Here is a 14,009-nt window from a genome sequence, read left to right as displayed (position 1 = left end):
GCACCGCCCGCCGTGGGACGCTGGCGCGTCGACCGGGCTCCTGGCGCAGCGGTCCTGGCGGAGATGGCCGCCCGGCCGCCCCTGTCTGTGTACCGGCTCCTGCCGAGCGTGCGCCGCCGCCCGCTTCCGGTGTCTTGGCAGACCTGGGCCTGTGGACCGCCGCCTCCCGCGCGGACCCGCGGGTGCCGCGCCGGCGTCGCCTCGGGCGGTCGACCAACCGCGCCGCGCCGGCCGCGCCCGCCACAGGGGCCCATCGGTGCAGCGGTCGGTGCAGAACGCCGGCAGTGCGATCACCCGGCAGCCGAGCCTGCTCCGGCACGCGCCCCGCCCGCCTCCACCGATCCATCAGGTCCTGCGGAGGCGGCCTCTCCCGGCACCGCCCGGGGCGTACGCGCCGGAGCCGGTCGACGGCGCCGCGCCGTCAGCAGACCTACGCGGCCTGCCAGGTGGGCCCGTCCACCGGGTCGTGTTCGGTCGTGTGTGCCGGGACGCGACGCGTGTCGGCCGGAAATGAACCCCCGGGGGACGACCCTGCGTACTTGCTTATGTCCATCGAACGGTGGGCGGGGCGCATGTGCGGCACAATGGCCCTGCCCGAAGATGTTCCCGGCCTCAAGTGACGGAATCGGCGTGATGAGCAAGACGACAGTCCACGACGTCTCCACGGAGCCCGAGCCGGCGCGCGCCGACCCGGAGCCGCGCGCCGAGGGCGGCAGCCGGGCGTTCGCCCTGCTGCTGATGATCACCGGCGCGGCCGGGCTGCTCGCCGCGTGGGTCATCACGATCGACAAGTTCAAGCTCCTCGAGGCCAAGGTCGAGGGCAGGACGTTCGTGCCGGGGTGCAGTCTGAACCCCGTCGTCTCCTGCGGCAGCGTCATGGAGAGCAAGCAGGCCGCCGTCTTCGGTTTCCCCAACCCGATGCTCGGCCTGGTCTGCTACGGCATCGTCATCTGTGTCGGTGTGAGCCTGCTCGCCCGGGCCCGCTTCCCGCGCTGGTACTGGCTCACCTTCAACGCCGGCTGCCTGTTCGGCGTGAGCTTCTGCGCCTGGCTGATGTTCCAGTCGCTGTACCGGATCAACGCGCTGTGCCTGTGGTGCTGCCTGGCCTGGGTCGCCACGATCGTCATGTTCTGGTACGTGACCTCGTTCAACATCCGCAAGGGCTTCCTGCCCGCCCCCGGCTGGCTGAAGGGCTTCTTCGGCGAGTTCACCTGGGTCATGCCGGTCCTGCACATCGGCATCATCGGCATGCTGATCCTCACCCGCTGGTGGGACTTCTGGACCAGCTGACAGCCGGCCCCGGACTGTCAGTGCGGTGCCTTAGGGTTTCAGCGTGGAGCCCGACCTGTTCACCGCCGCAGCAGAAGAACGCCAGGAGAAGGAGCCGTCCAGCAGCCCCCTGGCGGTACGGATGCGCCCGCGCACCCTCGACGAGGTGGTGGGCCAGCAGCACCTGCTGAAGCCGGGATCGCCCCTGCGCAGACTGGTCGGCGAGGGCGGCTCCGGCCCGGCCGGCCCCTCCTCGGTGATCCTCTGGGGCCCGCCCGGCACCGGCAAGACGACCCTGGCGTACGTCGTCTCCAAGGCCACCAACAAGCGCTTCGTGGAACTGTCGGCGATCACCGCGGGCGTCAAGGAGGTCCGCGCGGTCATCGACGGGGCCCGCCGCGCCTCGGGCGGCTACGGCAAGGAGACCGTCCTCTTCCTCGACGAGATCCACCGCTTCAGCAAGGCCCAGCAGGACTCCCTCCTCCCGGCCGTCGAGAACCGCTGGGTGACCCTGATCGCGGCCACCACCGAGAACCCGTACTTCTCGGTGATCTCCCCGCTCCTGTCCCGCTCGCTGCTCCTCACGCTCGAACCCCTCACCGACGACGACATCCGGGGCCTGCTGCGGCGCGCCCTCACCGACGAGCGCGGCCTGAAGGGCGCCGTCACCCTCCCCGAGGACACCGAGAACCACCTGCTGCGCATCGCCGGCGGCGACGCCCGCCGCGCGCTCACGGCCCTGGAGGCCGCCGCCGGGGCCGCCCTCGACAAGGGCGAGGCGGAGGTGACCCTGACGACCCTGGAGGAGACGGTCGACCGGGCCGCAGTGAAGTACGACCGCGACGGCGACCAGCACTACGACGTGGCCAGCGCCCTCATCAAGTCCATCCGCGGCTCCGACGTCGACGCCGCCCTGCACTACCTGGCCCGCATGATCGAGGCCGGCGAGGACCCCCGCTTCATCGCCCGCCGCCTGATGATCTCCGCCAGCGAGGACATCGGTCTGGCCGACCCCACCGCCCTGCCCCTCGCGGTCGCCGCCGCCCAGGCCGTCGCCATGATCGGCTTCCCCGAGGCGGCCCTCACCCTCAGCCACGCCACCATCGCCCTCGCCCTCGCCCCCAAGTCCAACTCCGCGACCACCGCGATCGGCGCCGCCCTGGACGACGTACGCAAGGGACTGGCCGGGCCCGTGCCCGCGCACCTGCGCGACTCCCACTACAAGGGCGCCTCCAAGCTCGGGCACGGGCAGGGGTACGTCTACCCGCACGACGTGCCCGAGGGCATCGCTGCCCAGCAGTACGCCCCGGACGCCCTGAAGGACCGCGAGTACTACACACCGACCCGGCACGGCGCCGAGGCGCGGTACGCCGACGCCGTCGAGTGGACCCGGAAACACCTCGGTCGAAAGCGGTCCTGAGCACCCTGTAGACTTTTCCGAAGTGCTGAGTCCCGTGTCCGGCACCCCAGCAGGGGGAGCCGGCACCCCAGAGCGGGACACCCAGCCGGAGACCCGGCCCCCGGGCGGGGATCTCCAGGAGCGTCGCGCACCGGCGAACGGTGTCGCGGGCAGCCCACCACCACCCGGAGCTCCGGGACAGGTCGGTGGGCCACTCGCGTGCTGCACGTATGTGCCCAGACCAGGGAAGCGGCTGCCCGGCCAGGCCCAGCGGGCCCGGCGGGTTTTCCCGGCTGCGGATGCGACCTCCCCTAACCCTGGGGAGCCGGAACACCTAGGAAAGAGAACATGGCGAATCAGTCCCGCCCCAAGGTCAAGAAGTCGCGTGCCCTCGGCATCGCGCTGACCCCGAAGGCCGTCAAGTACTTCGAGGCCCGCCCCTACCCGCCGGGTGAGCACGGCCGCGGCCGCAAGCAGAACTCGGACTACAAGGTCCGACTGCTCGAGAAGCAGCGTCTGCGCGCCCAGTACGACATCTCCGAGCGCCAGCTGGTCCGCGCCTACGAGCGCGCGTCCAAGGTGCAGGGCAAGACCGGTGAGGCCCTGATCGTGGAGCTGGAGAAGCGCCTCGACGCGCTGGTCCTGCGCTCCGGCATCGCCCGCACGATCTACCAGGCCCGCCAGATGGTCACCCACGGCCACATCCAGGTCAACGGCAAGAAGGTCGACAAGCCCTCCTTCCGTGTCCGCCCGGACGACGTCGTGCAGGTCCGCGACCGCAGCAAGGACAAGACGCTCTTCCAGATCGCCCGTGAGGGCGGTTTCGCCCCCGACGGCGAGACCCCGCGCTACCTTCAGGTGAACCTCAAGGCCCTGGCGTTCCGCCTGGACCGCGAGCCGAACCGCAAGGAGATCCCGGTGGTCTGCGACGAGCAGCTCGTCGTCGAGTACTACGCCCGCTGATCCCAGCAGGCGAGCGGTACCGCAGCCCGTCGTCGCCCCGCCCTCTCCGGGTGGGGGGACGACGGGCTTTCGCGCCTGTGGCGCCCGGATCGTGGCACCCGTAATCGGGTACGGAGCGCCATCCCCGGCGCGATAGGCTCGGTCACACGACTTTCTCGATGTTCAGGCAGCTACGCAGGCACGTTTCAGGGAGCGGGTGCACACAGTGTCCGGTGGAGAGGTGGCCGGAATCCTGGTGGCCGTGTTCTGGGCGATCCTGGTCTCCTTCCTCGCCGTCGCGCTGGCGAGGCTGGCCCAGACGCTCAGGGCGACCACCAAGCTCGTGGCGGACGTGACCGACCAGGCCGTCCCGCTGCTGGCCGACGCCTCCGCGGCGGTGCGCTCCGCGCAGACCCAGCTCGAGCGGGTCGACGCGATCGCCTCCGACGTCCAGGAGGTCACGTCCAACGCCTCCGCGCTGTCCACCACCGTCGCCTCCACCTTCGGCGGCCCCCTGGTCAAGGTCGCCGCCTTCGGCTACGGCGTGCGCCAGGCCCTCGCCGGGCGCAAGGAGGAGGACGTGCCCGCCCGGGCGTCCAGGCGAACCGTCATCGTCGGCCGCACCGTCCCGGCCGCACGACGCACGAAGCGCACCTTCCGCGGAAAGAGGGACTGACCCAGACATGTTCCGCCGTACGTTCTGGTTCACCACCGGCGTCGCCGCCGGCGTGTGGGCCACCACCAAGGTCAACCGGAAGCTCAAGCAGCTCACCCCCGAGAGCCTCGCCCACGCGGCGGCGAACAAGGCCGTCGAGGCAGGGCACCGGCTGAAGGACCGCGCGGTGGGCTTCGCGCTCGACGTCCGCGACAACATGGCGCAGCGGGAAGCCGAGTTGGGCGACGCGCTCGGGCTCAACGCCCCCGTCCCCGGCCGTGAACTCCCGGCAACCCGGCGGCACGCCGCCATCGAGAACCGCAACAGCCCCCCGTACGTCGAGGGCTCGACGTACCCGACGTACCCGTACAACCGGAATGAGGACCACTGATGGAGTCGGCTGAGATCCGCCGTCGCTGGCTGAGCTTCTTCGAGGAGCGCGGGCACACCGTCGTCCCTTCGGCGTCGCTCATCGCGGACGACCCGACTCTGCTCCTGGTCAACGCCGGCATGGTGCCCTTCAAGCCCTACTTCCTGGGCGAGACAACGCCGCCGTTCCCGCGCGCCACCAGCGTGCAGAAGTGCGTGCGCACACCCGACATCGAAGAGGTCGGCAAGACCACGCGGCACGGCACGTTCTTCCAGATGTGCGGCAACTTCTCCTTCGGCGACTACTTCAAGGAAGGCGCCATCAAGCTCGCCTGGGAGCTGCTCACCACGCCCCAGGACAAGGGCGGTTACGGCCTGGAACCGGAGAAGCTCTGGATCACCGTCTACCAGGACGACGACGAGGCCGAGCAGATCTGGCACGACGTCGTCGGGGTGCCCAAGGAGCGCATCCAGCGCCTCGGCAAGAAGGACAACTTCTGGTCCATGGGCGTGCCCGGCCCGTGCGGTCCCTGCTCCGAGATCAACTACGACCGCGGCCCCGAGTTCGGCGTCGAGGGCGGCCCCGCCGTCAACGACGAGCGGTACGTGGAGATCTGGAACCTCGTCTTCATGCAGTACGAGCGAGGCGAGGGCACCGGCAAGGAGGACTTCGAGATCCTCGGCGACCTGCCGAGCAAGAACATCGACACCGGCCTCGGCCTCGAGCGGCTCGCCATGATTCTGCAGGGCGTGCAGAACATGTACGAGATCGACACCTCGATGGCCGTCATCGACAAGGCCACCGAGCTGACCGGCGTGCGCTACGGCGACGCCCACGACTCGGACGTGTCCCTGCGCGTGGTCACCGACCACATGCGCACCGCCGTCATGCTCATCGGCGACGGCGTCACCCCCGGCAACGAGGGCCGCGGCTACGTGCTGCGCCGGATCATGCGCCGCGCCATCCGCAACATGCGCCTGCTCGGCGCCACCGGGCCGGTCGTCAAGGACCTCATCGACGTCGTGATCGGCATGATGGGCCGGCAGTACCCCGAGCTCATCACCGACCGCGAGCGCATCGAGAAGGTCGCCCTCGCCGAGGAGGCCGCCTTCCTCAAGACGCTGAAGGCCGGCACCAACATCCTCGACACGGCCGTCACCGAGACGAAGGCCGCCGGCGGCACCGTGCTCTCCGGCGACAAGGCCTTCCTGCTCCACGACACCTGGGGCTTCCCGATCGACCTCACCCTCGAGATGGCCGCCGAACAGGGGCTGTCCGTGGACGAGGAGGGCTTCCGCCGCCTGATGAAGGAGCAGCGGGAGCGCGCCAAGGCCGACGCCCAGGCCAAGAAGACCGGCCACGCCGACCTCGGCGCCTACCGCGAGATCGCCGACCGGGCCGGTGCCACCGACTTCATCGGCTACACCGACACCGAGGGCGAGTCCACCGTCGTCGGCCTCCTCGTCGACGGCGTCTCCTCCCCGGCCGCCACCGAGGGCGACGAGGTCGAGGTCGTCCTCGACCGCACGCCCTTCTACGCCGAGGGCGGCGGCCAGATCGGCGACACCGGCCGCATCAGGACCGACGCCGGTGCCGTCATCGAGGTCCGCGACTGCCAGAAGCCGGTCCCGGGCGTCTACGTCCACAAGGGCGTCGTCCAGGTCGGCGAGGTGACGGTCGGCGCCAAGGCCCACGCCTCCATCGACGCCCGCCGCCGCAAGGCCATCGCCCGGGCCCACTCGGCCACCCACCTCACCCACCAGGCCCTGCGCGACGCCCTCGGCCCGACGGCCGCCCAGGCCGGTTCCGAGAACCAGCCCGGCCGGTTCCGCTTCGACTTCGGCTCGCCGTCCGCCGTACCGCAGACGGTGATGCTGGACGTCGAGCAGAAGATCAACGAGGTGCTCGCCCGCGACCTCGACGTGCGCGCCGACATCATGAGCCTCGACGAGGCCAAGAAGCAGGGCGCCATCGCCGAGTTCGGCGAGAAGTACGGCGAGCGCGTGCGCGTGGTGACCATCGGCGACTTCTCCAAGGAGCTGTGCGGCGGCACGCACGTGCACAACACCGCCCAGCTGGGCCTGGTGAAGCTGCTCGGCGAGTCCTCCATCGGCTCCGGTGTGCGCCGGATCGAGGCCCTGGTCGGCGTGGACGCCTACCACTTCCTCGCCCGCGAGCACACGGTCGTCAACCAGCTCACCGAGCTGCTCAAGGGCCGCCCGGAGGAGCTGCCCGAGAAGATCTCCGGCATGCTCGCCCGGCTGAAGGACGCCGAGAAGGAGATCGAGAAGTTCCGCGCCGAGAAGGTGCTGCAGGCCGCCGCCGGACTCGCCGGGTCCGCCAAGGACGTCCATGGCGTCGCCGTGGTCACCGGCCAGGTGCCGGACGGCACGACCGCCGACGACCTGCGCAAGCTGGTCCTCGACGTGCGTGGCCGCATCCAGGGCGGCCGGGCCGCCGTGGTCGCCCTGTTCACCGTCAACAACGGCAAGCCGCTGACGGTCATCGCCACCAACGACGCCGCCCGCGAGCGCGGTCTGAAGGCCGGTGACCTGGTCCGCACCGCCGCCAAGACCCTCGGTGGCGGCGGTGGCGGCAAGCCCGACGTCGCCCAGGGCGGCGGCCAGAACCCGGCCGCCGTGGGCGAGGCCATCGACGCCGTCGAGCGCCTCGTCGCCGAGACCGCCAAGTAAGAAACGGCCGAGAAGATGCGCAGAGGACGTCGACTCGCGATCGACGTCGGGGACGCCCGCATCGGGGTCGCCTCGTGCGACCCCGACGGGATCCTCGCCACCCCGGTGGAGACGGTCCCCGGACGGGACATCCCCGCAGCTCGGCGACGGCTGAAGCAGCTCGTCGAGGAGTACGAGCCGATCGAGGTCGTCGTCGGTCTGCCGCGCTCCCTGAAGGGCGGCGAGGGCCCGGCAGCGGTCAAGGTCCGAGCCTTCGCCCAGGAACTCGCACGCATGATCGTGCCGGTTCCGGTCAGACTGGTCGATGAACGCATGACAACGGTGACGGCCAGTCAGGGACTGCGCGCCTCCGGCGTGAAGACCAGGAAGGGCAGGTCCGTCATCGACCAGGCGGCCGCGGTGGTCATCCTGCAACAGGCGCTCGAATCCGAACGGATGTCAGGCAAAGCACCCGGTGAAGGCGTCGAAGTGGTCATCTGATCGCGATACGGTAACGTTCCGCGCGATGCGCCGGTGTTCGACAGCCGACGCACAGAGAGAGGCGGGACGGGAGCCGAGCCGGGAAGCCGGGCGACCGCCGCCTCGCGGCTCTAGGGGATCGATGACTGAGTATGGCCGGGGCCAAGGCTCCGAACCGTGGCATCCGGACGACCCGTTGTACGGGGACGGCGGATGGGGAGGACAGCAGGCCCAGGTGGGTCAGCAGTCCCCCTACGGCGGCCAGCCGCAGCACTATCCAGAGCAGCCGCAGCAGCCGCAGTACGGCGACTGGGGCACCGGCGATCAGGGCGGGTACGGGCAGCCGCAGCAGTACCACCCGTACGACCAGCAGTACGCGGCCCAGGGACACCAGCAGGGCCACGGATCCCAGGGCGACGGGCACCAGCAGGGCCACGGGTACCAGCAGCAGTACGACGACGGCCGGCAGCAGTACGGCGACGGCGGCTGGGCTCAGGGCGGTCAGCAGCAGGCCCCGTACCCCGCCGACCCGGCGGACCCCTACGGGCAGCAGGGCGCCTACGACACCGGTCACCAGCCCGACCACTACGCCACGCCGGACGCCTATCCGCCCCCCGAGCCGCACGGCCGGCGGCGCGCCGAAGCGGAGCCGGAGACCGACTGGGACCCGGGGCCCGACCAGGGCGAACACGCCTTCTTCGCGGGCGACGAGGGCGAGGACGACGGCTTCGACGACGACGAGGCGGACGACCGTCGCGGGCGCGGCGACCGGCGGGGCCGCGGAGGCAAGGGCGGCAAGGGCAAGAAGGGACGCAACGGCGTCGCCTGCCTGGTGGTCGTCCTGGTCCTCGGCGGCGGTCTGGCCGGTGCCGGCTACTTCGGGTACCAGTTCTACCAGGATCGTTTCGGCGCGGCCCCGGACTTCGCCGGCGACGGCAACGGCCAGCAGGTGACCGTCGAGATCCCGCAGGGCGCGGACGGGTACACCATCGGCCGGGCGCTGAAGGCGGCGGGCGTGGTCAAAAGCGTCGATGCCTTCGTCGCGGCCCAGCAGAGCAACCCGCGGGGCAAGACCATCCAGGACGGCGTCTACACGCTCCAGAAGCAGATGTCGGCCGCCGCCGCGGTCGAACTGATGCTCAGCCCGGAGAGCCGTGACAACCTGATCATCGCCGAGGGCCGGCGCAACGCCGACGTCTACCGCCTCATCGACAAGCGGCTGCAGCTCAAGGACGGCACCACCGCCGCGGTGGCCAGGAAGGACTGGAAGAAGCTCGGCCTGCCCGCCTGGGCGATGAACCACAAGAACGTCAAGGACCCGCTGGAAGGGTTCCTCTACCCCTCCAGCTACGGCGTCACCAAGGGCCAGAAGCCCGAAGACGTCCTGAAGAAGATGGTGGCGCGGGCCAACGCGACCTACACCCGGCTCGGCGTCGAGAAAAAGGCCGAGAGCCTCGGACTCGAGGGCCCCTGGCAACTGATCACGGCGGCCAGCCTGGTCCAGGCCGAGGGCACCAGTCACAGCGACTTCCGCAAGATGGCCGAGGTCGTCTACAACCGGATGAAGCCCGGCAACCCGCAGACCAACGGCATGCTGGAGTTCGACTCCACGTACAACTACATCAAGAACCAGAGCAAGATCGACCTGTCGCTGGCAGAGCTGCGCACGTACGACAACCCGTACAACACGTACTACTACAAGGGCCTGCCGCCCGGACCGATCGACAACCCGGGTGAGGACGCGATCAAGGGCGCCCTCGACCCGACACACGACGGCTGGTACTACTTCATCTCGCTCGACGGGAAGACCAGCAAGTTCACCCGGACCAACGCCGAACACCAGAAGCTGGTCGAGCAGTTCAACGCCTCGAGGAAAAACTGAGGAACCCTCCGATGTCCGCACCGCGCCGAGCCGCCGTTCTCGGCTCCCCGATCGCCCACTCCCTCTCCCCGGTGCTGCACCGCGCCGCGTACGCCGAGCTGGGCCTGCGGGAGTGGACGTACGACCGCTTCGAGGTGGACGAGAACGCGCTGCCCGGCTTCTTCGAGACGCTCGGCCCCGAGTGGGCCGGGCTCTCGCTGACCATGCCGCTGAAGCGGGCCGTGATCCCGCTGCTCGACGAGATAAGCGCGACCGCGGCCTCGGTCGACGCCGTCAACACCGTCGTGCTCACCGGGGACGGCCGCAGGACCGGCGACAACACCGACATCCCCGGCATGGTCGCGGCCCTGCGCGAGCACGGCATCGACAGCGTGGACGGCGCGGCGATCCTCGGCGCGGGCGCCACCGCCTCCTCCGCCCTGGCCGCGCTGTCCCGGATCTGCACCGGCGAGATCGCGGTGTACGCACGCAGTCAGGCCCGGGCCGCCGAGATGCGGCAGTGGGCCGAGCGGCTGGACGTCGCGGTGCGCATCGCCGACTGGGCCGACGCCGAGCAGGCCCTGCGTGCCCCGCTCGTCGTCAGCACCACGCCGGCCGGCGCCACCGACGCCCTCGCCGGGGCCGTCCCGGAGCGCCCGGCGGCCCTCTTCGACGTGCTCTACGACCCCTGGCCGACCGTCCTCGCCGCGCGCTGGTCGGCGTACGGCGGTGCCGTCGTCAGCGGCCTCGACCTGCTGGTGCACCAGGCGGTGCTCCAGGTCGAGCAGATGACGGGGCGGGCCCCGGCGCCGCTGCACGCGATGCGGAAAGCGGGGGAGCGGGCGCTCGCGGAGCGCTAGGATCCCTGTTCGGTTCCGCAGGGGGCGGAACGGGAGGGGAAACGTTTCATGTCCGCAGGCATGCCTCAGGCGTCCGTCAAGGGCGAGATCTTCGAGGCTCTGTTGTGGTTCCTGCCCGACTGGGTCCGGCTGGTGGTGCTCGGCCTGATCGTGCTCGCCGTCGTCGCGTCCTGGGTCGTCAAGCTGAAGCGCAAGCTCGCCTACCGGCGCGCGGTCCGCAGCGGGCAGCCCATCCACGCGGCGGCGCAGTACGGGCAGGGCCGGGGCGCCGACTACCTCGGCGCCTACGCACCGCAGCAGCAGGCTCAGCAGCAGCCGAGCGGTGCCGACTTCCTGGGCGCGCACGCTCCCCAGGCCCCGCAGCCCGCCCGGCAGCCCAGCGGTGCCGACTTCCTCGGTGCGTACGCCCCGCAGCAGCGCCAGGGCGACGGCCAGGCCTGATCGCGCCGTCCGCCTGGTGGAACCCGCGGCCGGCAGCGGTGCCGGACGTGGGAGGATCGGAGGTGGCGGACCGGGCCCGCGCACCCGGTCGGGCCGTCGCCGTACGCGAGGACGCGCGTACGCAGGGCAGTACCAGGGCGCGAGCACTGAGGAGCACCGTTGAGCAGGTTGCGCTGGCTGACCGCGGGGGAGTCCCACGGTCCCGCACTCGTCGCGACGCTGGAGGGTCTTCCCGCCGGCGTGCCGATCACCACGGACATGGTGGCGGACCATCTGGCGAGGCGGCGGCTGGGCTACGGGCGCGGTGCCCGGATGAAGTTCGAGCGGGACGAGGTCACCTTCCTGGGCGGTGTCCGGCACGGCCTGACTCTCGGCTCCCCGGTGGCGATCATGGTGGGCAACACCGAGTGGCCGAAGTGGGAGCAGGTCATGGCGGCCGACCCGGTGGACCCCCAGGTGCTGGCCGGGCTGGCCCGCAACGCCCCGCTGACCCGGCCCCGCCCCGGCCACGCCGATCTGGCGGGCATGCAGAAGTACGGCTTCGACGAGGCCCGGCCGGTGCTGGAGCGGGCCTCCGCCCGGGAGACCGCCGCTCGTGTCGCCCTCGGAGCGGTGGCCCGGTCGTACCTGAAGGAGACGGCGGGCATCGAAATCGTCTCCCATGTGGTGGAGCTGGCGGGGGCGAAGGCGCCGTACGGGGTGTACCCGACCCCGGCGGACGTGGCGAAGCTGGACGCGGACCCGGTGCGCTGCCTGGACGCCGACGCCTCGAAGGCGATGGTCGCCGAGATCGACCAGGCCCACAAGGACGGCGACACCCTCGGCGGTGTGGTGGAGGTGCTGGCCTACGACGTGCCGGTGGGCCTCGGCTCGCACGTGCACTGGGACCGGCGGCTGGACGCCCGCCTGGCGGCCGCGCTCATGGGCATCCAGGCGATCAAGGGTGTCGAGGTCGGCGACGGTTTCGACCTGGCGCGCGTGCCCGGCTCCCAGGCGCACGACGAGATCGTCACCACACCGGAGGGCATCAAGCGGGCCACGGGCCGCTCCGGCGGCACCGAAGGCGGCCTGTCCACCGGTGAGCTGCTGCGGGTGCGGGCCGCGATGAAGCCGATCGCGACCGTGCCGCGGGCGCTGCAGACCGTGGACGTCACCACCGGCGAGCCCGCCCAGGCCCACCACCAGCGCTCCGACGTGTGCGCGGTGCCCGCGGCCGGGATCGTGGCGGAGGCGATGGTGGCGCTGGTGCTGGCGGACGCGGTGGCGGAGAAGTTCGGCGGCGACAGTGTGGCCGAGACCCGCCGCAACGTACGCGGCTACCTCGACAACCTGGCCATCCGGTGAGCGCACCGCTGATCGTCCTGGTCGGGCCGATGGGCGTGGGCAAGTCCACCGTCGGGCGACTGCTGGCCGAGCGGCTCGCGGTGGGCTACCGGGACACCGACGACGACATCGTCGCCGCCGAGGGGCGGTCCATCGCCGACATCTTCGTCGAGGAGGGCGAGCCCGCCTTCCGTGCCCTGGAGAAGGAGGCCGTGCGCCGGGCGCTCGCCGAGCACGACGGGATCCTGGCCCTGGGCGGCGGCGCGATCCTGGACGCGGACACCCGGGCCCTGCTCGCCGGGCAGCGCGTGGTGTACCTGTCGATGGACGTCGAGGAGGCCGTCAAGCGCACCGGCCTCAACGCGGCCCGGCCGCTGCTGGCGGTCAACCCGCGCAAGCAGTGGCGCGAACTGATGGAGGCCCGCCGGCACCTGTACGAGGAGGTCGCCACGGCCGTCGTGCCCACCGACGGGCGCACCCCCGACGAGGTCACCCGAGCCGCCCTGGACGCACTGGAGTTGAAGGAAGCATGAGCGAGGACGTCACCCGGATCCAGGTCGGCGGCACCGCGGGCAGCGAGCCGTACGAGGTGCTGGTCGGCCGCCGACTCCTCGGCGAACTCGCCGGGTTGATCGGCACGAAGGCCAAGCGGGTCGCGGTCGTCCACCCCGAGGCGCTGGCCGAGACCGGTGAGGCGCTGCGCGCCGACCTCGCCGAGCAGGGCTACGAGGCGATCGCCATCCAGGTGCCCAACGCCGAGGAGGCCAAGACCGCCGAGGTCGCCGCCTACTGCTGGAAGGCGCTCGGCCAGTCCGGCTTCACCCGCACCGACGTCCTCGTCGGCGTCGGCGGCGGCGCGACCACCGACCTGGCCGGTTTCGTGGCGGCGACCTGGCTGCGCGGGGTGCGCTGGATCGCGATCCCGACCACCGTCCTGGCGATGGTGGACGCGGCGGTCGGCGGCAAGACCGGCATCAACACCGCCGAGGGCAAGAACCTGGTCGGGGCCTTCCACCCGCCCGCCGGGGTGCTGTGCGACCTGGCCGCGCTGGACTCGCTGCCGGTCAACGACTACGTCTCCGGGCTCGCGGAGGTCATCAAGGCCGGATTCATCGCCGACCCGGTGATCCTCGACCTCATCGAGGAGGACCCGCAGGCCGCGCGCACCCCGGCCGGGCCGCACACCGCCGAGCTCATCGAACGCTCGATCCGGGTCAAGGCCGACGTGGTCTCCGCCGACCTGAAGGAGTCCGGTCTGCGGGAGATCCTCAACTACGGCCACACCCTCGGCCACGCCATCGAGAAGAACGAGCGGTACAAGTGGCGGCACGGCGCGGCCGTCTCGGTCGGCATGCACTTCGCCGCCGAGCTGGGCCGCCTCGCCGGGCGGCTGGACGACGCCACCGCCGACCGCCACCGCACCATCCTCGAATCGGTGGGCCTGCCGCTGCACTACCGCTACGACCAGTGGCCCAAGCTGCTGGAGACCATGAAGGTCGACAAGAAGTCCCGCGGCGACCTGCTGCGCTTCATCGTGCTGGACGGGCTGGCCAAGCCCACCGTCCTGGAGGGCCCCGACCCGGCGGTGCTGCTCGCCGCGTACGGCGAAGTGGGCCAGTAGGTCTCCCGGCACGTCGTGGGCCCGATGCGCCGTACGCCGCCGGGCACTTCGGGCCGCTCCCGGCCGTTTCACCAAAGGACGGCCGGGGACGGTACCGTTCGGTAGCGGGCGGGGCA

General features: G+C 71.3%; 13 protein-coding genes. All 13 read left to right on the top strand.

Annotated elements, in window-relative coordinates; all coding sequences use genetic code 11:
* The first annotated feature begins 633 nt into the window (after positions 1-633).
* The 13 genes from AB0K80_RS27330 (at position 634) to aroB (ending at position 13,893) form a co-directional block, all read left to right on the top strand.
* Complete coding sequence (locus AB0K80_RS27330) at positions 634-1,290, top strand: vitamin K epoxide reductase family protein (protein WP_365674064.1); 657 nt, start codon at positions 634-636, stop codon at positions 1,288-1,290.
* Between the two features lie 43 nt (positions 1,291-1,333).
* Positions 1,334-2,689 carry a replication-associated recombination protein A gene (locus tag AB0K80_RS27325; RefSeq protein WP_365674062.1) on the top strand — a complete coding sequence of 452 codons (1,356 nt, stop codon included), beginning with the start codon at positions 1,334-1,336 and terminating at the stop codon, positions 2,687-2,689.
* A 327-nt stretch (positions 2,690-3,016) separates the two neighbouring features.
* On the top strand, positions 3,017-3,631 hold the full coding sequence (rpsD, locus tag AB0K80_RS27320; protein WP_365674060.1) for a 30S ribosomal protein S4: 615 nt from the start codon (positions 3,017-3,019) through the stop codon (positions 3,629-3,631).
* Positions 3,632-3,827: 196 nt separating this feature from the next.
* Entirely contained in the window at positions 3,828-4,286 is a 459-nt protein-coding gene (locus AB0K80_RS27315) for a DUF948 domain-containing protein (RefSeq protein WP_365674058.1), read from the top strand.
* A 7-nt stretch (positions 4,287-4,293) separates the two neighbouring features.
* Positions 4,294-4,656: a hypothetical protein gene (locus AB0K80_RS27310; RefSeq protein ID WP_365674056.1), complete on the top strand. Its 363-nt coding sequence runs from the start codon at positions 4,294-4,296 to the stop codon at positions 4,654-4,656.
* Positions 4,656-7,328 (top strand): alanine--tRNA ligase, encoded by a 2,673-nt coding sequence (gene alaS, locus AB0K80_RS27305; RefSeq protein ID WP_365674054.1) that lies wholly within the window; start codon positions 4,656-4,658, stop codon positions 7,326-7,328. Before AB0K80_RS27310 ends, alaS begins: the two co-directional genes overlap by 1 nt.
* 15 nt (positions 7,329-7,343) lie before the next feature.
* Positions 7,344-7,808 (top strand): Holliday junction resolvase RuvX, encoded by a 465-nt coding sequence (ruvX, locus tag AB0K80_RS27300; protein WP_365674052.1) that lies wholly within the window; start codon positions 7,344-7,346, stop codon positions 7,806-7,808.
* A gap of 121 nt (positions 7,809-7,929) precedes the next feature.
* Positions 7,930-9,669 carry an endolytic transglycosylase MltG gene (gene mltG / locus AB0K80_RS27295; RefSeq protein WP_365674050.1) on the top strand — a complete coding sequence of 580 codons (1,740 nt, stop codon included), beginning with the start codon at positions 7,930-7,932 and terminating at the stop codon, positions 9,667-9,669.
* Positions 9,670-9,680: 11 nt separating this feature from the next.
* Positions 9,681-10,508 (top strand): shikimate dehydrogenase, encoded by an 828-nt coding sequence (locus AB0K80_RS27290; RefSeq protein WP_365674047.1) that lies wholly within the window; start codon positions 9,681-9,683, stop codon positions 10,506-10,508.
* A 48-nt stretch (positions 10,509-10,556) separates the two neighbouring features.
* Entirely contained in the window at positions 10,557-10,949 is a 393-nt protein-coding gene (locus tag AB0K80_RS27285) for a hypothetical protein (RefSeq protein WP_365674046.1), read from the top strand.
* A gap of 159 nt (positions 10,950-11,108) precedes the next feature.
* Positions 11,109-12,293, top strand: coding sequence for a chorismate synthase (gene aroC, locus AB0K80_RS27280; protein ID WP_365674044.1), 1,185 nt, complete (start codon positions 11,109-11,111; stop codon positions 12,291-12,293).
* Positions 12,290-12,805 (top strand): shikimate kinase, encoded by a 516-nt coding sequence (locus AB0K80_RS27275; protein ID WP_365674042.1) that lies wholly within the window; start codon positions 12,290-12,292, stop codon positions 12,803-12,805. Before aroC ends, AB0K80_RS27275 begins: the two co-directional genes overlap by 4 nt.
* Positions 12,802-13,893 carry a 3-dehydroquinate synthase gene (aroB, locus tag AB0K80_RS27270; RefSeq protein WP_365674040.1) on the top strand — a complete coding sequence of 364 codons (1,092 nt, stop codon included), beginning with the start codon at positions 12,802-12,804 and terminating at the stop codon, positions 13,891-13,893. The genes AB0K80_RS27275 and aroB overlap by 4 nt, the downstream gene beginning before the upstream one ends.
* Positions 13,894-14,009: the final 116 nt, after the last annotated feature.

The organism is Streptomyces sp. NPDC052682 (genome assembly GCF_040678435.1).
GTDB lineage: Bacteria > Actinomycetota > Actinomycetes > Streptomycetales > Streptomycetaceae > Streptomyces.
This window is presented reverse-complemented; position numbering and strand designations above follow the sequence as displayed.

Bases quoted from the DNA above. Each gene is read 5' to 3' on its own strand.
- aroB (WP_365674040.1), top strand. From the start codon at position 12,802: ATGAGCGAGGACGTCACCCGGATCCAGGTCGGCGGCACCGCGGGCAGC.
- rpsD (WP_365674060.1), top strand. From the start codon at position 3,017: ATGGCGAATCAGTCCCGCCCCAAGGTCAAGAAGTCGCGTGCCCTCGGC.
- AB0K80_RS27285 (WP_365674046.1), top strand. From the start codon at position 10,557: ATGTCCGCAGGCATGCCTCAGGCGTCCGTCAAGGGCGAGATCTTCGAG.
- alaS (WP_365674054.1), top strand. From the start codon at position 4,656: ATGGAGTCGGCTGAGATCCGCCGTCGCTGGCTGAGCTTCTTCGAGGAG.
- AB0K80_RS27310 (WP_365674056.1), top strand. From the start codon at position 4,294: ATGTTCCGCCGTACGTTCTGGTTCACCACCGGCGTCGCCGCCGGCGTG.
- AB0K80_RS27290 (WP_365674047.1), top strand. From the start codon at position 9,681: ATGTCCGCACCGCGCCGAGCCGCCGTTCTCGGCTCCCCGATCGCCCAC.
- AB0K80_RS27330 (WP_365674064.1), top strand. From the start codon at position 634: ATGAGCAAGACGACAGTCCACGACGTCTCCACGGAGCCCGAGCCGGCG.
- mltG (WP_365674050.1), top strand. From the start codon at position 7,930: ATGACTGAGTATGGCCGGGGCCAAGGCTCCGAACCGTGGCATCCGGAC.
- ruvX (WP_365674052.1), top strand. From the start codon at position 7,344: ATGCGCAGAGGACGTCGACTCGCGATCGACGTCGGGGACGCCCGCATC.